The 19,057-nt window shown below is 62.7% G+C and carries 17 protein-coding genes; 6 read left to right on the forward strand and 11 right to left on the reverse strand.

All coding sequences use genetic code 11. From position 1 onward, the window contains the following. Positions 1-58 precede the first annotated feature (58 nt). Positions 59-2,338: an NADP-dependent malic enzyme gene (locus tag LPA36_RS19950; protein ID WP_228880415.1), complete on the forward strand. Its 2,280-nt coding sequence runs from the start codon at positions 59-61 to the stop codon at positions 2,336-2,338. Positions 2,339-2,464: 126 nt separating this feature from the next. Here LPA36_RS19950 and LPA36_RS19955 read toward each other — a convergent pair whose 3' ends face one another. Then, a complete protein-coding gene (locus tag LPA36_RS19955) occupies positions 2,465-6,091 on the reverse strand; it encodes an indolepyruvate ferredoxin oxidoreductase family protein (RefSeq protein ID WP_228880417.1) in 3,627 nt (1,208 codons plus the stop codon). Positions 6,092-6,446: 355 nt separating this feature from the next. Between LPA36_RS19955 and LPA36_RS19960 the strand changes: the two genes are divergently transcribed. Continuing rightward, positions 6,447-6,638 carry a hypothetical protein gene (locus LPA36_RS19960; RefSeq protein WP_228880425.1) on the forward strand — a complete coding sequence of 64 codons (192 nt, stop codon included), beginning with the start codon at positions 6,447-6,449 and terminating at the stop codon, positions 6,636-6,638. 154 nt (positions 6,639-6,792) lie between these two features. On the opposite strand, the gene hppD is transcribed toward LPA36_RS19960, so the two are convergent. Further along, positions 6,793-7,890: a 4-hydroxyphenylpyruvate dioxygenase gene (gene hppD / locus LPA36_RS19965; RefSeq protein ID WP_228880428.1), complete on the reverse strand. Its 1,098-nt coding sequence runs from the start codon at positions 7,888-7,890 to the stop codon at positions 6,793-6,795. A gap of 152 nt (positions 7,891-8,042) precedes the next feature. Between hppD and LPA36_RS19970 the strand changes: the two genes are divergently transcribed. Continuing rightward, positions 8,043-8,564, forward strand: coding sequence for an Lrp/AsnC family transcriptional regulator (locus LPA36_RS19970; protein ID WP_228880433.1), 522 nt, complete (start codon positions 8,043-8,045; stop codon positions 8,562-8,564). A 95-nt stretch (positions 8,565-8,659) separates the two neighbouring features. Here the strand turns inward: LPA36_RS19970 and LPA36_RS19975 are convergent, their stop codons facing one another. The 8 genes from LPA36_RS19975 to paaA all read right to left on the reverse strand — a co-directional run bounded on the left by LPA36_RS19975 (position 8,660) and on the right by paaA (position 14,979). Beyond that, entirely contained in the window at positions 8,660-9,328 is a 669-nt protein-coding gene (locus LPA36_RS19975; protein ID WP_228880435.1) for a GNAT family N-acetyltransferase, read from the reverse strand. Between the two features lie 199 nt (positions 9,329-9,527). Then, the gene (locus LPA36_RS19980; protein ID WP_228880438.1) at positions 9,528-10,133 is read right to left on the reverse strand and encodes a TetR/AcrR family transcriptional regulator; all 606 of its coding nucleotides are present in this window, start codon (positions 10,131-10,133) and stop codon (positions 9,528-9,530) included. A 16-nt stretch (positions 10,134-10,149) separates the two neighbouring features. Then, positions 10,150-10,983, reverse strand: coding sequence for a DUF1835 domain-containing protein (locus LPA36_RS19985; RefSeq protein ID WP_228880440.1), 834 nt, complete (start codon positions 10,981-10,983; stop codon positions 10,150-10,152). A gap of 149 nt (positions 10,984-11,132) precedes the next feature. Continuing rightward, positions 11,133-12,221 carry a 1,2-phenylacetyl-CoA epoxidase subunit PaaE gene (paaE, locus tag LPA36_RS19990; protein ID WP_228880442.1) on the reverse strand — a complete coding sequence of 363 codons (1,089 nt, stop codon included), beginning with the start codon at positions 12,219-12,221 and terminating at the stop codon, positions 11,133-11,135. A 1-nt stretch (position 12,222) separates the two neighbouring features. Then, positions 12,223-12,828 (reverse strand): 1,2-phenylacetyl-CoA epoxidase subunit PaaD, encoded by a 606-nt coding sequence (gene paaD / locus LPA36_RS19995; protein ID WP_228880486.1) that lies wholly within the window; start codon positions 12,826-12,828, stop codon positions 12,223-12,225. Continuing rightward, positions 12,809-13,612 carry a 1,2-phenylacetyl-CoA epoxidase subunit PaaC gene (gene paaC / locus LPA36_RS20000; protein WP_228880445.1) on the reverse strand — a complete coding sequence of 268 codons (804 nt, stop codon included), beginning with the start codon at positions 13,610-13,612 and terminating at the stop codon, positions 12,809-12,811. The genes paaD and paaC overlap by 20 nt, the downstream gene beginning before the upstream one ends. An 8-nt stretch (positions 13,613-13,620) precedes the next feature. After that, positions 13,621-13,905 (reverse strand): 1,2-phenylacetyl-CoA epoxidase subunit PaaB, encoded by a 285-nt coding sequence (gene paaB / locus LPA36_RS20005; protein WP_228880497.1) that lies wholly within the window; start codon positions 13,903-13,905, stop codon positions 13,621-13,623. A 75-nt stretch (positions 13,906-13,980) separates the two neighbouring features. Further along, positions 13,981-14,979 (reverse strand): 1,2-phenylacetyl-CoA epoxidase subunit PaaA, encoded by a 999-nt coding sequence (gene paaA, locus LPA36_RS20010; protein ID WP_228880447.1) that lies wholly within the window; start codon positions 14,977-14,979, stop codon positions 13,981-13,983. A 160-nt stretch (positions 14,980-15,139) separates the two neighbouring features. Between paaA and LPA36_RS20015 the strand changes: the two genes are divergently transcribed. From LPA36_RS20015 to LPA36_RS20025, 3 genes are all read left to right on the forward strand, one after another. Next, on the forward strand, positions 15,140-15,436 hold the full coding sequence (locus LPA36_RS20015; protein ID WP_228880449.1) for a DUF2628 domain-containing protein: 297 nt from the start codon (positions 15,140-15,142) through the stop codon (positions 15,434-15,436). Positions 15,437-15,579: 143 nt separating this feature from the next. Continuing rightward, the gene (locus LPA36_RS20020) at positions 15,580-17,202 is read left to right on the forward strand and encodes an NAD(P)/FAD-dependent oxidoreductase (protein WP_228880451.1); all 1,623 of its coding nucleotides are present in this window, start codon (positions 15,580-15,582) and stop codon (positions 17,200-17,202) included. 242 nt (positions 17,203-17,444) lie between these two features. Continuing rightward, positions 17,445-18,713, forward strand: a complete 1,269-nt coding sequence (locus LPA36_RS20025; RefSeq protein ID WP_228880453.1) for an SGNH/GDSL hydrolase family protein — start codon at positions 17,445-17,447, stop codon at positions 18,711-18,713. Between the two features lie 109 nt (positions 18,714-18,822). Here LPA36_RS20025 and LPA36_RS20030 read toward each other — a convergent pair. Beyond that, positions 18,823-19,057: hypothetical protein (locus LPA36_RS20030; RefSeq protein WP_228880456.1), on the reverse strand; the 235-nt coding region annotated here is incomplete at its 5' end.

Genomic DNA, 19,057 nt, shown 5'->3' on the forward strand with positions numbered 1-19,057 from the left:
AGGCGCCATTCATGATGCAGCGTGCCGGGCCCATTACTAACGTCTCGCAGGTCAGAAAATGGACGAACAACTTAAGCAAAGCGCTCTCGCGTATCACCAGAATCCGAAACCCGGCAAGATTTCGGTCACGCCGACCAAGCCGCTGTCGAACCAGCTCGATCTTTCGCTCGCGTACTCGCCGGGTGTCGCCGCTGCCTGCATGGCAATCTTCGACGAACCGCTCGATGCGCAGAAGTACACATCGCGCGGCAACCTCGTCGGTGTAATTACAAACGGCACGGCCGTGCTCGGCCTCGGCAACATCGGCCCGCTCGCCGCGAAGCCGGTGATGGAAGGCAAGGGTTGCCTCTTCAAGAAGTTCGCCGGTATCGATGTGTTCGACATCGAGTTGAACGAGTCCGATCCGGACAAACTCGTCGAAGCCATCGCGATGCTCGAACCCACGCTCGGCGGTATCAACCTTGAAGACATCAAGGCGCCGGAGTGCTTCTACATCGAGAAGAAGCTGCGCGAGCGCATGAAGATCCCGGTCTTCCACGACGACCAGCACGGCACGGCGATCATCGCTTCGGCGGCGATCCTGAACGGCCTGAAAGTGGTCGGCAAGAAACTCGACGAAGTGAAGCTGGTGTGTTCGGGTGCCGGCGCGGCGGCCATCGCGTGTCTGGATCTGCTCGTGAACCTCGGCTTGTCGAAGAAGAACATCCTCGTCACCGATTCGAAGGGCGTGATCTACGAAGGCCGCGGCAATCTGGATCCTTCGAAGGAGCGCTACGCGGCGCACACCGAAGCCCGCACGCTCGCCGACGCGATTCGCGGCGCCGATGTGTTCCTCGGTTGTTCGAGCGCGGGCGTGCTGAAGCCGGAAATGGTGACGGAAATGGGCACGCAGCCGCTGATTCTCGCGCTTGCGAACCCGGACCCGGAAATCCGTCCGGAAGACGCGAAGAAGGTTCGCCCGGACTGCATCATCGCAACGGGCCGTTCGGACTATCCGAACCAGGTGAACAACGTGTTGTGCTTCCCGTTCATCTTCCGCGGCGCGCTGGACGTCGGCGCGACCACGATCACCGAGGAAATGAAGCTCGCGTGCGTGCGCGCGATTGCCGAACTGGCCGAGGAAACCGATCAGGGCGACGAAGTCGCGAAAGCGTACGAAGGCCATTCGCTCGAATTCGGCCCTGAGTATCTGATTCCGAAGCCGTTCGATCCGCGTCTCATCATCAAGATCGCGCCGGCCGTCGCGCAGGCGGCGATGGATTCGGGCGTCGCGACCCGTCCGATCAAGGATATGGACGCGTACCGCGAAGAACTCGGCACGACGGTGTATCGCACGGGCATGGTGATGCGACCGGTGTTCGCGGCGGCGAAATCGGCGCCGGCGCGCATCGTGTTCGCCGAAGGTGAAGACGAACGCGTATTGCGCGCCGCGCAGTTCGTGTTGCTGGAGAAGATCGCGAAGCCGATTCTCGTCGGGCGGCCGTCGGTGATCGAGATGCGTCTGAAGAAGATGGGCTCGAAGCTGAAGTGCCACGAAGACGTCGAGATCGTCGACCCGGAAGACGATCCGCGCTATCAGAAGTGCTGGCAGGCGTACCACGAACTCGGCGCGCGCGAAGGCGTGACGCCCGACGTCGCGAAGGCGGCGATGCGCAAGTTCAACACACTGATCGGCGCGATACTCGTGCGCCTCGGCGAAGCGGACGGCATGATCTGCGGGATGATCGGCCAGTACCACATGCACCTGAACTTCATCGAGCAGGTGCTCGGCAAGGCCGAGAACGTGGAGAACTTCGCGGCGATGAACCTGTTGATGCTGCCGGGCCGCAATCTGTTCATCTGCGATACGTACGTGAACGAAACGCCGACGCCGGAGCAGCTTGCCGACATGACGATGCTGGCGGCACGCGAGATCGAAAAGTTCGGCATCACGCCGAAGGTCGCGCTGCTGTCGAACTCGAACTTCGGTAGCGCGCCGTCTTCGTCGTCGGCGCGGATGGCGGCGGCCCGCAAGCTGATCGCACAACGCGCACCGACGCTCGAAATCGACGGTGAAATGCACGGCGACGCGGCGCTTTCGGAAGCCGTGCGCAAGGCGGCGTTCCCGGGCACGACGCTTTCCGGCGAAGCGAACCTGCTGATCATGCCGAACGTGGAAGCGGCGAACATCACGTACAACCTGCTGAAGATGATCGGCGGCGAAGGCGTGACGGTCGGCCCGTTCCTGCTCGGCGCGGAAAAGCCGGTGCATGTCCTGACGCCGGCCGCGACCGTGCGCCGGATCATCAACATGACGGCAGTGGCTTCGGCGAATGCGCGGGTGAAACCGGCGGGTTGATGTTGATTGACTGACGTGACCCGAGGCGCGGTTGAATGCGCTTTGCGGGCGCGGCCGAAAAAAGGCGGTTGTCCGCGAAGGACAACCGCCTTTTGTTTTACTTCACCGCGTTGCTACGGCAGAAGCCTATGCCGCGTGCTGCGCGCTCCCCGATTCCGGCGAGCGCCAGCGGGTCAGCAGATCGTTCCACTTCACGCGCACGCCTTTCAGGTTGTTCTCCTTCACGTGGCCGTAGCCGCGGATGCCGTCCGGCAGGCTCGCCAGTTCGACAGCCAGCGCGCTGTTCTCAGCGGTCAGTCTCGCGCAAAGCTCCTGCACGAGCGCCTCGTATTCGCCGATCAGCTCGCGTTCCGTGCGACGTTCTTCCGTCTTGCCAAACGGATCGAGCGCCGTGCCGCGCAGGAACTTCAGCTTCGCGAGCACGTTCATCGCCGTGAACACCCACGGGCCGTATTTCTTCTTGATCAGGTGTCCCTGCGCGTCCTTCTTGGAGAACGCTGGCGGTGCGAGATACAGATTGAGCTTCCAGTCGCCCTCGAAGCTCGCCTTCAGTTTCTCGACGAATGCCGGGTCGGCGTACAACCGCGCGACTTCGTATTCGTCCTTGTACGCCATCAGCTTGTGCAGGTTCTTCGCGACCGCTTCGGTCAGCGGGAACTGGCCGTCGCCGGTATCGAGCGATGCCTCTTTCGCGCGAACGTCGGCCACGCGCTGGCGATAGCGCATTGCGTACGCGTCGTTCTGGTAGGCCGCGAGGTACGCTGCGCGCTTGTCGATCAGCGTGTCGAGTGCCTTCGGCGTATGCAGCGTGATGATCTTGCCACCTGTCGCCGGTTCGTCGGCAGCGCCCGCGCTCATGCCCGCCTCGCCGCGCGCCTGCGACTTCACGAGCTTGCGCACGCCGGCCAGATCGTGCGCCGCGCGGCGGCCCCATTCGAACGCCGACAGATTCCTTTCGACCTGCACGGCGTTCAGTTCGATCGCACGTTTGAGCGAGGGGTACGTCAGCGGCACCCAGCCGCGCTGCCATGCGTAACCGAGCACGAACGGGTTCGTGTAGATCGCGTCGCCAAGTAGTGCGAGCGCGAAGTGATTTGCATCGACCGCGTCGACGCCTTCATCGCCCGCTGCCGCGCGCACATCGGCTTCCGTGTTCGAGCCCGGGAATCGCCAGTTCGGGTTCTTGATGAACTCGGCCGTTGGCGTTGCCGCGCTGTTCAGCACAACCCGTGTCTGGCCGGCCTGCATGCGCGACATGCATTCGTCGCTGGCTGTGACGATCGCGTCGCAGCCGATCACGAGGCTCGCTTCGCCCATCGCGATGCGCGTGGCATGGATGTCGGCCGGATGGTTTGCGATCTGCACGTGGCTCATCACGGCTCCGCCTTTCTGCGCGAGGCCGGTGACGTCGAGCACCGTAACGCCCTTGTTCTCCAGATGCGCGGCCATGCCGAGCAGCGCGCCGATCGTGACGACGCCCGTGCCGCCGACGCCCGTCACCAGCACGCCATATGGCCTGCCGATGGAAGGGACGTCCGGTTCCGGCACCGGCGGCATTGCATCGCTGCCGACGCCAGAAGCCGCCTTCGGCTTGCGCAGCTGCCCGCCTTCGACCGAAACGAAGCTCGGGCAGAAGCCATTCAGACAGGAGAAGTCCTTGTTGCACGTCGACTGGTTGATCTGGCGCTTCGTGCCGTACTCCGTTTCCAGCGGCTCGACCGACAGACAGTTCGACTTCACCGAGCAGTCGCCGCAGCCTTCGCACACGGCTTCGTTGATCACGACGCGTTTCGCCGGATCGGGATACGTGCCGCGTTTGCGGCGGCGACGCTTTTCCGTCGCGCACGTCTGGTCGTAGATCAGGATCGACGTGCCGCTTACTTCGCGCAGTTCGCGTTGCACCGCGTCGAGCCGGTCGCGATGATGAATCGCGATGCCAGGCGCGAGTTGCTGCTTTGCGTTGTCGTACTTCTCCGGCTCGTCGGTGACGATGACGATTTTCGTCGCGCCTTCGGCGGCAAGCTGATGCGTGATCTGCGGCACGGTCAGCACGCCGTCGACCGGCTGGCCGCCCGTCATCGCGACTGCGTCGTTGTAGAGGATCTTGTACGTGATGTTCGCCTTCGACGCGATCGCCGCGCGAATGGCGAGCAGCCCCGAGTGGAAGTACGTGCCGTCGCCGAGATTGGCGAACACATGTTTGTCGTTCGTGAACGGCGCCTGGCCGACCCACGCGACGCCTTCGCCGCCCATCTGGCTGAACGTGCTGGTACTGCGGTCCATCCACACCGTCATGTAGTGGCAGCCGATGCCGGCCATCGCGCGCGAACCTTCGGGCACGTTCGTCGACGTGTTGTGCGGACAACCCGAACAGAACCACGGCTTGCGTTCCGCCTCGACGCGCGGCTTCGCCAGCGCGCGCTCCTTCGCCTCGATCACGGCGATGCGGGCGGCGATTCGCGCGCGCACGTCGGAGGGCAGGTCGAACTTGTCGAGCCGTGTGGCGATCGCCTTCGCGATGATCGCGGGCGACAGCTCGTAGTGCGCAGGCAGCAGCCAGTTGCCCATCGGCACCGACCATTCGCCGCCGGCGCCGTCCTTTTCGTCGAACTTGCCGTACACACGCGGACGCTGTGCGTCCGGCCAGTTGTAGAGCTCTTCCTTGATCGCGTATTCGAGGATCTGCCGCTTTTCCTCGACCACCAGAATTTCTTCGAGCCCGCGCGCGAACGCATGCGCGCCTTGCGCTTCGAGCGGCCACACGCAGCCAACCTTGTACAGACGGATGCCGATGCGCGAACAGGTTTCGTCGTCGAGACCGAGATCGGTCAGCGCCTGACGCACGTCGAGATACGCCTTGCCGCCCGTCATGATGCCGAAGCGCGCCTGCGGTGATTCGATCTCGATGCGATCCAGCTTGTTGGCGCGCACATAGGCAAGCGCTGCGTACCACTTGTAGTCAAGCAGACGCGCTTCCTGCACGAGCGGCGGATCGGGCCAGCGGATATTCAGGCCGCCATTGGGCATCGTGAAATCGGTCGGCAGCACGATCTGCGTGCGGTGCGGATCGATGTCGACGGAAGCCGACGATTCGACCACGTCGGTCACGCACTTGAGCGCAACCCACAGGCCGGAATAACGGCTCATGGCCCAGCCGTGCAGACCGAAGTCGAGATATTCCTGAACGTTCGACGGAAACAGCACCGGAATGCCGCACGCCTTGAAGATGTGTTCAGACTGATGAGCCAGCGTGGAGGATTTCGCCGCGTGGTCGTCGCCGGCGAGAACGAGAACGCCGCCGTGTTTCGCCGATCCAGCCGAGTTCGCGTGCTTGAAGACGTCGCCGGTACGGTCGACGCCCGGGCCCTTGCCGTACCACATCGAAAACACGCCGTCGTATTTCGCGCTCGGGTACAGGTTGACCTGCTGTGAGCCCCAGACGGCGGTGGCGGCGAGGTCTTCGTTGACGCCTGGCTGGAACACGATCTGGTGCCCGGCGAGATGCTGCTTCGCCTTCCACAACGACAGGTCGAGTCCGCCAAGCGGCGAACCGCGATAACCGGAGATGAAGCCGGCCGTGTTGAGCCCGGCGGCCTTGTCGCGCTCCTGCTGCAGCATCGGCAGACGCACCAGCGCCTGGATGCCGCTCATGTACGCGCGGCCGCGTTCAAGCGTGTATTTGTCGTCGAGCGTGACGGAAGATAGCGCGGCTTCGAGCGAGGCTCGCTGTCCGGCGTCTAGCGGGGCATTCATTATGTGTACTCCTCCACCCAGTTTGGGATCACCAAAACTTCTGCGCTTTCCGCATCTTGTGGATGCATCGGCCAGGGTCGCCATATTGACGGTTTTTTTGTGATGGTAGCACTGGTACAAACCCGCCGCAGTCCGTCCAGATGGCTATGGCAGCGGCTGCGTGCGGCACGAATGTGACGATGATGTGAGCACGTTCGTAACGTTTGATCTCGTGCTGTAACAGGCTGTAAAAGCGGCCCGATTCACTGGAACCGACCGCCCGATACGTGTCTAATAGGCCACCTGTTGAGGTCTGGTAACGCTCTACATACGGTTGAGCTTCGGGACGGACAGGCAGTCAGAAAAAGGAGTACGCATGATTACACGTAACATTCAGACCTTCATGATGGTCTCGGCAGCATTCTTTGCCATGAGCGCGCCGGTTCGCCCGAACAGCGCAAGCACCCTCGCGACCGCAGTCGGCCGCACAGCCCAGGTCGCGTCCGCATCGCGTGACGCGGATCAGCCGCAGGCCTCGCAGGCCAGCCAGGCCGACCGGCGTTCCTGACCGGCCAGATCGCTGCCGGCCCGCGGGCTGGCTGACATTGAACTCGCGCGGTTGTCGCAGGTTGCATCGACAAGGCGGCCGCATCAACAAGGAAGGGCGAGGATCCATCACGGGATCCTTGCCCTTTTTGCATCGTAGCCCTTGAAACCCGTGGTTATGCCTTGTCCTGGACCACACCGCGACGAATCTGATCGAGTTCGATCGATTCGAACAGCGCCTTGAAGTTGCCTTCACCAAAGCCCTGATTTCCCTTGCGCTGAATGATCTCGAAGAAGATCGGCCCGATCTGGTTTTCAGTGAAGATCTGCAGCAACAGGTCGTCCGGTGCGCCGTCGATCAGGATCTTGCGCTTGCGCAGTTCATCGAGTGGTTCGCCGTGGCAGGGCACGCGGCGATCGACCAGTTCGTAATACGTGTCGATCGTGTCGAGTAAGGCGATCTTCGAGGCGCGCAGGCCGTCGACCGTCGCGTAGATGTCACCGGTGCCAAGTGCGATGTGCTGGATGCCTTCGCCGTGATAGGCGTCGAGATATTCCTGGATCTGGCCGGCAATCTCGGAACCTTCCTCGTTGATAGGAATACGGATCTTGCCGCACGGCGACGTCATCGCTTTCGATTTCACGCCCGTCACCTTGCCTTCGATATCGAAGTAACGCACTTCGCGGAAATTGAAGAGCCGCTCGTAGAACTCCGCCCACTCCTGCATGCGGCCGCGATGGACGTTGTGCGTCAGGTGATCGATGTACGTCAGGCCGTGGCCGTTCGGGTTCGGGTTGGCGCCTTCGATCGGGACAAAATCGACGTCATAAATGCTGATGTCGCCGATGCTGTTCGGCTCCGCGCCATTCTTGCCCCGCCAGCGGTCGACGAAATAGATCAGCGAATCGCCGATGCCCTTGATCGCTGGAATGTTCAGTTCCATCGGGCCGGTCTTGTTGTCGAAGCCCCATGCGCCGAGGCCGAGTGCGTGCTGGTAGGCCTTCGCGGCGTCCTGCACGCGAAACGCGATCGCGCAGATCGACGGGCCATGCAGACGCGCAAAGCGCTGGGCGAACGAATCCGGCTCGGCGTTCACGATGAAGTTGATGTCGCCCTGGCGATACAGCGTCACGTCCTTGTGACGATGCCGCGCGATGGCGGTGAAGCCCATCTGCTCGAACAGCTTGCCGAGCGCCTTCGGATCCGGTGCGGTGTATTCGATGAACTCGAAACCGTCCGTTCCGACGGGGTTCTCCCAGGTTGAAACCTGCATGCGTGTCTCCTGAATCGCGGGGAAATGCGTCTTCCCGTGAATGAATGAGAGCCAGTGTATCGGCGGGAAGGCGACGAAAACTTGCGAACTTAATCGTGCGTCGCTACGCTGACGCTATTTACTGCCTCGTCAGGCGAAAAAGGCGGCAGAAGATGGCTGAAATTGAGATGGATGCGATCGACCGGCGAATTCTGGCGATCCTGCAGGAAAACGGCCGGTTATCGAATCAGGAGATCGCGGAGCGCGTGAATCTTTCGCCGAGCCCCTGCTTGCGGCGCATCCGGCGGCTTGAGGAAAGCGGCGTCATTCGCGGTTATGTGGCGCTGCTCGATGCGCAACGCCTCGGTCTGGATCTGCTGGCGTACGTCAACGTGCGGCTGGAAAAGCGCGGCAGCCCGATTGTGGGCGCGCGCGGCGAGAGCTCGGCGACGGTGCGCCCCGGCGCCACGCACCTGGATCTATTCCGCGCGGCAGTGCAGACGTGGCCGGAAGTGGTCGCATGTCACGCGATGGCCGGCGACATGGATTTCCTGCTGCGCGTGCAGGTCGAAGACATGGCGCATTTCTCGAGTTTCGTGCAGGACCAGTTGCTCCACCATCCATCGGTGATCGACGTGAAAACGAGTTTCTCGCTCGAAACGATCAAGGAAACGACAGCGCTGCCTGTACGTTGACCGGGCGCGTGCCTCGACGCGCGATGCGTGAGCCGAATGCAGAAAGGGCGTCCACTTCGGGACGCCCTTTCTCCTTTCCAGATTGATCTGCTGGATTACGCGGCTTCGGCAGCTGGCATGAACGATTCGAAGATCTTCGATGCGTTGCGTGCCTGGCGCTTGAGTGCGTAATCGAAGACGGCGGCCTGTTCCTGTAGCATTTCCGCAATGATGCTCGACTGGTCGGCAGGCTTGAGCGTGAGATACGCGTCGGCTTCGCCGTATGCATATTCGATCTTCATGCCGGACTTCCTGGCGATGTGCATCATGGTCGAATTGCGCGACAGGCAGTGCATGTACAGCATCGTGACGTGCGTGTTGCGGCTGCGGATCGCAGCGCGCTCGAACAGCTTCGTGCCGATGCCTTCGCCGCGTGCGCTCTCAAGCACGGATACGCCGAATTCTGCGGTGCGCTTGTCGCCTTCGGCCGGAAGATAGGCCAGGTGGCCCACGCCGGTGAGCTGCAGCTTTGCGTCAAACACGCCGAAGACCGTGTCACGCTTGAAGTCGATCGTGCGGACGTAGTTCTCAATGACGTGATCCGGGACGATCTGGCCGAAGCGCAGCAGGCGGTCGTCTGCGTCAAGCGCGAGGAAGTGCGCAAGCAGCCGTTCGCGATCAATCACGTTGAGTTCCCGAACCAGAGCCGGTGCGCGTGCAGCGATGGACAGCGGACGAGCGCTTGTGGCGATCGGCTGGTTGGCGCGCGTAGTAGTCTGGGTCATGGCGGTTCTCCTTTTCGTGTGGCGGCATGATGCGCCGCAAAACGAATTCTACCGGAAACGCCAATTCGTCACTAGGGAAAACCCGTACTTGGATTCGAAGAGTCGCTCTATGTTACTCAGTAAAATCCAATAACATATTGATTTTAATCACTTTATTTGTATGACATCGGTCAGCATCCAGAATGCTGCGATGCGCAATTCACTCGCCTGGCCGCAACCCGCGGTCGACTACGGCGACCACCTGTTCCGCGAACTCCGAGTAGCCCATCCGGCCATCCGGCTTGAGCCATGTGAACGTCCAGTTGATCATGCCGAACACCATCATCGTCAGCGCGGTCTGGTTTTCGCGTGTGGCGCGCTCCGGGTAGGCGCGCGTCAACTGCCGCGAAAACGCTGCAACGACGTCACGCTGGCGGTTCAGGATGATCTCGCGCTGGGCGTCGACCAGATATTTCACGTCGTTGAGCAGTGCGACGTGCCGGCTGTGCGACGTCTCGTATTCCGCGAGAAACGCCCGGATCAGTTCGGCGAATGTTTCGCGCTCGCTCAGGCCACGCCGCTGGCTCGCCCCTTCGACTTCCGCGATGATCAGCATCAGCCGTTTGGTGTAGCGGTCGAGCAGATCGAACAGGATGGCTTCCTTGCTCTCGTAGTAGTGATAGAGCCGCGCCTTCGATGTGCCACTTGCCGCGGCAAGATCGGCCATCGAAGTGCTTGGGTAACTCGTCTGCGCGAACTTTCCGGCAGCCAGTTCGAGGATCTGGTCGCGTTGCGTGTCGTGGTCTGGGGCTCTTGTGCGGGCCATGGTCTTGTGTTTGTTATCAGCTTGAAACGGTGGACAGAGTAGCAGGACGCGGTGTCCGTGTGAGACAAAGTTCGAGGCTCGACCAGGCGGTCGCGTCGCCGCGCAGCCCGATGCGACCAGCGGCGACGAGTTCCCGGAAGCGCCACAGCGCGACCCGGTCGCTGACCAGAAAGCCCAGATCAGCCGTCATCAGTTGTGCGGCGATGCGCGCGGCCGGTTGCCAGTCGTCCGTGGCGTGCCCGAGGACGACTGAGTCGAGTTCGCCAAAGGTGCCGTTCGAGAACAGGTTGTCGCGCCAGCGTCGTGTTTCGCCGTTCGACTGCTTCACGTCCTGCCATTCGAGCGCGAGCCGGCTGATACGCAGCACCGAAACCGGCGCTGCGCAGGCAAGCCGCGCTTCGAGCATGTCGGGCGCGAACATGCCGACCGCGGTCGCCTGATCCTTGCGGTGGTGCGCCCACGCGGCAGGATCCGCGAGATCGCGAATCGACAGACGCACTTCGTTGAGCCGCTGCGGAGCATCGCGCAGGTGATAGCAGACACGGCGCAGCATCAGCTGATCGGCCGCACTTTGCGCGTGCCACACCACGACAGCTGAGCGGTCGCTGACAACTGCGGCGAGCGCCGCAGCCTGTTCCCCGAATTCGCGTGCAAAGTCGCGCTCAGACTCACCGTACACGCGCTGCCAGAAGTTCGCGCGTACGTCCGGTTCACCATCGATGCCGCGTAGCGGACCGACGGCGAGGTCGTCTTTCAGCGCGATGACACGCTCGCTCCGGCCGGCCCGGCGCAGGGCATCGCGCAGGGCGTCGGCAGCGACGTCGCCATTCGTAATGTGGATCGTGCTCATCGGCGGGAGTTGGGCAGCTTGAGTTCTCAGCGTACGGACGGCAAAAGGGCCGCTCGCGGGCCGGACTGATTTCCGGTTGCGAGCGGCCCCTAGTGTAAGCGGATCGCGGGAGTGCCGGAAGTTTCCGGCGGCGATGGCCGGCGCCCGGCTCAGCGCTCGTCGTAACTCACGACCACGCGGTCGCTGACGGGATGACACTGGCATGTCAGCACAAAGCCGTCGTCGATTTCGTGCTGCTCCAGCGTGTAGTTCTTCTCCATCTTTACTTCGCCTTCGAGCACCTTCGCGCGGCACGTGCAACAGACGCCGCCCTTGCACGCGTACGGCAGCGCGAGTCCGGCACGCAGGCCGACATCGAGCACGCTCACACCCTGATACGGCAGACGCAACTTGCGCCGTTTGCCGTCCAGCACGATTTCGAGATCGGCGGCGGGCGTGTTCTCCGTGATTTCGACCGGCGGCACGCCCGCTTGCGGCAGCGGCGAGCCAAAACGCTCGACGTGCACGTTCGCCGCCGGCACGCCGGCCGCTTTTAGCGCGGCTTCGGCGGCGTCCATCATCGGGCCCGGGCCGCAGATGAACGCTTCGTCGATCGAACCGGCCGGCAGCAGCGTCTCCAGGAATTCCCCGCACTTTTGCTGGTCGAGCACACCGTTGAACAACTCGACGTCCTGCAGGTCGTCGGACAGCACGTGATACAGGATGAACCGGTTCATGAAGCGGTTCTTCAGGTCTTCGAGCTCTTCGGCGAACATGATCTGGTCGACGCTGCGGTTGCCGTACACCAGCGTGAACGTGCTGCGCGGTTCGATTTCGAGCGTCGTCTTGATGATCGCGAGCACCGGCGTAATGCCCGAGCCACCCGAAAACGCGACGTACTGCTGGCCCTGGTCGGCGTTCAGGTGCGTGAAGAAGCGGCCGTCCGGCGTCATCACGTCGATCGTATGGCCGGGCTGCAGCGTGTCGAATGCGAAGTTCGAGAAGCGGCCGCCGCGCACGCGCTTGATGCCGATGCGCAGTTCGCCGTCGCGATCGTAGTCGGTCACGCCGACGCAGATCGAATACGAGCGACGTGTCTCCTCGCCGTCGATATGGGTTTTCAGCGTAACAAACTGGCCCTGCGTGAAGCGGAACTGCTCGCGCAGCTCGACCGGGACGTCGAAGGCGACCGAGACCGCGTCGGCGGTTTCAGGCCGCACTTCACGGATGCGCAGCGAATGAAATTGCGGAGTAGCCATATCAGTACGGTTTGAAATAGTCGAAGGGTTCGCGGCAGTCGATGCAGCGGTACAGGGCCTTGCAGGCGGTCGAACCGAATTGTGCGAGACGTTCGGTATGCGCGGAGCCGCATCGTGGGCAGGTCGGGGCGGCCATCGGACGGGGCATGAAGCGGACCACTTTCTCCACCGGCGCGCCCGCATCGCTCGTGCAATTGCCGGTCGGTGGCGCGATGCCGTAAGCGCGGAGTTTTTCGCGCGCTTCGACGGTGATCCAGTCGGTGGTCCACGCCGGCGCCAGCACGGTCGCGATCCGGTGCGGCGTGAAACCGGCGGCGTCGAGCGCGAGGCCAACGTCCTCGGCGATCTGCGACATCGCCGGGCAACCCGAGTAGGTCGGCGTGATGACGACTTCAAGCACGCCGTCGGCGGCGCGGCGCACGTCGCGCAGAATGCCGAGCTCACGGATCGACACGACCGGAATCTCCGGATCGGGAACGGCTTCGAGCACGGCCCACGCGTGATCGAGCGTGGTGTCGGGGCGGGCGGCGAGTGTCGCGGTCATCGTCTTGCTCCGTTTGGCTTTATCGGCGGTGGGTTCCGTGGAATTACCAGGTCGCGCCGGGATGCTGGCGCGCGATGCTCTGCATTTCAGCCAGCACGTAGCCCATATGCTCGGAATGCTCGCCGTGCTTGCCCGTCGTGACGTGCTTCGCCGGTTCGGGCAGCGTGAGCGTAGCTTCGTCGAGCGCTTCGCGGACGTCCTCGGACCACGCCGCTTCGAGATCGGCCGTTTTCGGGCCAAGGCCCGCATCGGCGATGACGGTTTCGACGTCGTCCGCGCTGAAGAACTCGCGTGTGTACGGCAGCAGATAGTCGAGCGCGTCCTGCGCGCGGCGATGCGATTCGTCGGTGCCGTCGCCGAAGCGGATCAGCCACTCGCGCGAGTGATGCAAGTGGTAGCGCGTTTCCTTGATCGACTTCGCGGCGATCGCGGCGAGCTGCGCGTCGCTCGACGCGGTGAGCGCGGTCCACAGATGCGCCATCAGCGATGCAAACAGGAAATTGCGCACGATCGTGACGGCGTAGTCGTTGTCGGCATGCGCCGTACCGGCGAGCGGGCCGTAATGCGGCAGCTCGACGAGTGTGTAATTCGCGAATTCCCGTTCCGCGCGGAAGTACGCGTAATCGTCCTCGGTGCGTGTGTTGCCGGTGAGCGTCTTTTCCAGTTCGGCGGCGTGCTGGTACAGAAGGCGTGCCTGGCCGATCAGATCCAGGCTCATGTTCGAGAGCGCGATATCTTCTTCGAGAACCGGACCGTGGCCAGTCCATTCGGCGTTGCGCTGACCGAGAATCAGCGCGCTGTCCGCGAGGCGCAGCACGTACTGGAGATGTTGGGGCGTAGTGGACATGACGGCGCTTACATGTGGTTGACTTCGTCGGGGAGCGTGAAGAACGTCGGATGGCGGTAGATCTTGTCGCCGGCCGGATCGAACAGTTCCGCCTTGTCTTCCGGTGCGGACGCCGTAATTGCCGACGACGGCACCACCCAGATGCTCACGCCTTCCTGGCGGCGCGTGTAGACGTCGCGCGCCATGCGCAGCGCCATCGTGGCGTCGGACGCATGCAGGCTGCCGCAATGCTTGTGGTCGAGGCCCTGCTTGCTGCGCACGAACACTTCCCAGATGGGCCATTCCCTGTTCACTGACTTGTCCATTGTCGATCTCCTGAATCCTTGTTCTTTCGATGCCGCATTTCGCGGCGAGTGCAGTCGCCGCGCTCAGGCCGCGTGTTGCTGGGCGCGCTGACGCTGTTTTTCAGCGTGGGCGAGGGCGGCTTCGCGAACCCAGGCGCCATCGTTGTGTGCTTTCACGCGCGTGGCGAGGCGCTCCTTGTTGCAGGGGCCGTCGCCATTCACGACGCGCCAGAACTCTTCCCAGTCGATCGTGCCGTAGTCGTAGTGCCCGCGCTCTTCGTTCCACTTCAGGTCCGCGTCCGGCAGCGTGACGCCGAGCAGCTTCGCCTGGTCGACCGTGGCGTCAACGAATTTCTGGCGCAGGTCGTCGTTCGAAATGCGCTTGATGCCCCATTTGAACGACTGGCCGCTGTGGATCGAATCCTTGTCGCTCGGGCCGAACATCATCAACACCGGCCACCACCAGCGGTTTACCGCCTGCTGGACGAGTTCGCGCTGCGCTTCGGTGCCCTTCATCATCGAGAGCAGCGCGTCGAAACCCTGCCGCTGATGGAACGACTCTTCCTTGCAGATGCGGATCATCGCGCGGGCATACGGGCCGTACGTGCAACGGCACAGCGGAATCTGGTTCATGATCGCCGCGCCGTCCACCAGCCAGCCGATCACGCCGACGTCCGCCCATGTGGGCGTCGGATAATTGAAAATGCTCGAGTATTTCGCCTTGCCGCTATGCAGTGCGTCGACGAGCTGGTCGCGCGACACACCCATCGTTTCGGCGGCGCTATATAGATAGAGGCCGTGACCACCTTCGTCCTGCACCTTGGCCAGCAGGATCGCCTTGCGCTTTAAGCTCGGCGCGCGGGAAATCCAGTTGCCTTCGGGCAGCATGCCGACGATCTCCGAGTGCGCGTGCTGCGAGATCTGCCGCACGAGCGTCTTGCGGTATGCGTCGGGCATCCAGTCCTGTGCCTCGATCTTGCCGTCGGCTTCCATGACGGCGTCGAAACGGGCTTGCACGGGCGAACTGGCGGCGGCGTCGATCGGCGCGACGTTGCCAGGAATATCGAGGGATTGCGTGTACATGGTCTTAACGCTCTCGTCCGGAGTTGGGCATGATCGGCAGTATAAGCCAACCGACCGGTCGGTTAATGATTTTTTTGAGATTGGGCTGTAGCGTAGGTTTGTTACGCTGTCTGGCGGCCGGCCCGCCGCGTTTTTTTAATCCTGGAACAAAAAAGCACAGATGGCAGAGCGAATCTACCTGCAGCACGTTGAGACACACGAAACAACTGCCGTCGCGACGGGCTTCAGCTGGCCTGCGTGCCTGCTTGGGCCGTTCTGGGCGGTCATGCGCCGGCTATGGCTGATCGCGTTGCTGATGCTTGCCGTAGACATATTGATCACCGTGATCGGATTGGCCGGTGTGACCGCCGACCTGGCCAGCTTCGTTCTGTCGATAGCATTTGCTGCGTACTGCGGCGTGAACGGTAACAAATGGCATCGCGAAGCGCTCGAGCGCAAGGGTTTCGTCGCCCTGTAGCGCGGCAGCGGGAAGCAATAAAAGTCAGTCGCGCACGTCATCCGGGGAAGGCGCCGGGGCCCGGTTCTCGCCACGCGCTGCGGCATAACCTATAAAATTGCGGATTAGCCGCGCTTTCGCGGCTTCCTGCATTCCCGGTTCCCATGCTACGTCTCAGCGAAATCAAACTCCCGCTCGATCACGCCCAAAGCGAACTCGACGACGCCGTACTCGCGCGCCTCGCCGATCTTGGCGTCAAGAAAGACGGACTGGTCCGTTATACGGTGTTCCGTCGCGCCCATGACGCGCGCAAGCGCGCGGATATCAAGCTGACGTATATCGTCGACGTCGAAGTGAAGGACGAAGCGGCGGCCATGAAGCGCCTCGCCGGCCAGCCGCACTGCGGCGTTACGCCAGATATGACGTATCACTTTGTCGCGAAAGCGCCTGCCGGCGGCACCGCGCTGCGCCCGGTCGTCATTGGAATGGGGCCGTGTGGTCTTTTTGCCGGACTGATCCTCGCGCAGATGGGTTTTCGGCCGATCATCCTTGAGCGCGGCAAGGCCGTTCGCGAGCGTACGAAGGACACCTTCGGCCTGTGGCGCAAGAGCGTGCTGAATCCGGAATCCAACGTCCAGTTCGGAGAGGGCGGCGCCGGCACGTTCTCCGATGGCAAGCTTTACAGCCAGATCAAGGATCCGAAGCATTACGGCCGCAAGGTGCTCGACGAGTTCGTCAAGGCGGGCGCGCCGGAGGACATTCTTTATCTGAGCCGGCCGCACATCGGCACGTTCCGCCTCGTCAGCATGGTGGAGAAGATGCGCGCGTCGATTCATGAACTCGGCGGCGAGGTGCGGTTCGAGACGCGCGTCGACGATATCGAGATCGATCAGGGCAAGGTGCGTGCGCTCGTGCTGTCGAATGGCGAGACGCTGCGCTGCGACCATGTTGTGCTGGCCGTCGGGCACAGCGCCCGCGATACGTTCCAGATGCTGCACGATCGCGGCGTGTATATCGAGGCGAAGCCGTTCTCGCTCGGTTTCCGTATCGAGCATCCGCAGGGCATGATCGACCGGAGCCGGTTCGGCAAATTTGCCGGACACAAGGAACTGGGCGCGGCCGATTACAAGGTCGTCCATCACGCAGCCAATGGCCGGGCGGTCTACAGTTTCTGCATGTGTCCCGGCGGCACCGTGGTCGCGGCGACTTCCGAGCCAGGGCGTGTCGTCACGAACGGCATGAGTCAGTACTCGCGCGCGGAGCGCAATGCGAACGCGGGGATCGTCGTCGGCATTACGCCGGAGGACTATCCGGGCGGCCCGCTCGCCGGCATCGCCTTCCAGCGCAAGTGGGAAGAGCGGGCATTCGAACTCGGTGGCAGCAACTATTGTGCGCCGGGGCAGCTCGTCGGCGATTTCATCGCGGGGCGAGCATCGACATCGCTTGGCTCCGTTGTGCCGTCGTACAAGCCGGGCGTGCATCCGACCGATTTAAGTACGGCGCTGCCGGACTACGTCATCGAAGCCATTCGCGAGGCATTGCCGCAGCTCGACAAGAAGATCGCCGGTTTTGCCATGCACGATGCGGTGCTGACGGGCGTGGAGACACGTACGTCGTCGCCGATCCGCGTGCGGCGTAAAGAGGATTATCAGAGCGTCAATATCGAAGGCCTGTATCCGGCGGGTGAGGGCGCGGGTTATGCGGGCGGCATCTATTCGGCCGCCATCGACGGCATCGAAGTCGCCGAAGCGCTGGCGCTGAACATGATGTCGACGCAGGAAGCCTGAGCGCACCGGTTACGTTCGGCGCGCGCTTTACGCCTGGATGTTCTGGCGGATCCGGGATGCCGCCGCACCGCGGGCTTTGTCGGCGGTAATCCGGAACGGTGTCGGGTGCGCCCGATTGGGGTGTCCAGGTCGTTCCTCCTGACCGCCAGGCGGTGAACCGGCAACCCCAGCCGAATCCTGAGCCGTCAACACGTCGCGATCGTGCACAATGGACGTCCTGTTCCATCTGAACGATCAACCGAATGCGCCTTCGTACGCTCGCCGCAGTCTGCGGTGCTGTTCTCGTCTCTCGCTTTCCCGTCTCCACCAACGCGCTCGCCAGCGAAACAGCCGGCAGTTGGACCACCGCCTGGGCGACAGCTCTCCAACCCATACCCCAGCGACCCGACCTGCCCGCGTTATATCGCGCGCCGGATACACACGGGCGCACCGTGCGCCAGATCATTTACCCGACGTTAGCTGGGAATGCCGTCCGGTTGCACATCAGCAACGCGTACGGCTCCACGCCGCTTGTCATCGAGGATCTCCGCATTGCGCGCTCTGCTGGCGGGGCGGCCGCGCAAAGGACCGGGGAGGCGCGCGTGACGTTCGGCGGCAAAACCGCTATAGCGGTGCCGCCAGGCGGCTCGGCGGAAAGCGATCCGGCAGCAATCAATATCGCAAGCGGCGCGCCGTACGTCGTGAGTGCCTTTGTGGGACCGGAACAGCGACTTGTGGCGTGGCATCGGGTGTCGAACCAGGTCAGTTACGTGTCCGTCCCGGGCAACCATGCGGGCGACGCGACCGGCGACGCCTTCCGTCAGCGGTTCACCCAGTTCGCGTGGCTGACGGGCCTGTCTGTCGAGGCGCCTGGCTCCGGCGCGATCGCGGCGATCGGCGACTCCATTACCGACGGCATGCGCTCCAGTCTCAACGAAAACCGTCGCTGGCCCGACGCGCTGGTGCGCCGTTTAGCTCGCGCGGGCGAACATTCCACGGCTGTCGTCAATCTGGGGATCAGCGGTAATCGTCTTTTGAGCGACTCGCCGTGTTACGGGGACGCGCTCGTCAAGCGGTTTGAGCGCGACGTGCTTGAGCGGCCGGGCGTCAAAACCGTCATTCTGCTAATCGGCATTAACGACATCAATTTCGCGGCGATGCCTCCGCGCGCGGGGCTCGATTGCGATTTTCCGCATACGCAGGTGAGCGCCCCGGATCTGACCGGCGGCTACCTGCGGGTAATCGCGGAAGCGCATCGGCGTGGCATCCGGATATTCGGAGCAACGTTGACGCCGGCCTCACTGCCGCCGCAGCGGGAAGCGATTCGCGTCGCGGTGAACCAGTGGATCCGGACGAGCCACGCCTTTGACGGCGTGATCGATTTCGACGCCGCGCTAAAGGATCGGGCCCAGCCCGATCGCCTGCAAAAGGACTATGACAGCGGCGACCACATCCATCCGGGCGATGCGGGCTACGCAGCCATGGCCGACGCAGTGCCGCTCGAAGCAGTCGCGATGGCGGCGCGAAAGTAGCGCGTCAAAAAAGATTTGCGTCATCCCCTTGTCATGCGGACGATGTTCGCCTACTATTCGCCTCCTCGTTTGCGAACGAGCGCCGCTGCGGAAACCAGCGGCCGTAGCGTCAACAAGGTTTTAAGCGAAAGCAAAAAATAGTGTTGACGAAACGAAAAAGATTCTTCATAATCTCGTTTCTCTGCTGCTGATGCAGCGACGCAGAACGAAGCGGTGCCGGGTGGTTGAAGTGAGGCACGGTTTTGGTGGTGAATGCGGACCGATCTTTAAAAATTAACAGCCGATAAGTGTGGGCGCTTGATGGCGGACGCGATGGTGGATCTTTCGGGATCTGCTGATAAGCG

It is taken from the genome of Paraburkholderia saeva (assembly GCF_907164555.1).
GTDB lineage: Bacteria > Pseudomonadota > Gammaproteobacteria > Burkholderiales > Burkholderiaceae > Paraburkholderia > Paraburkholderia saeva.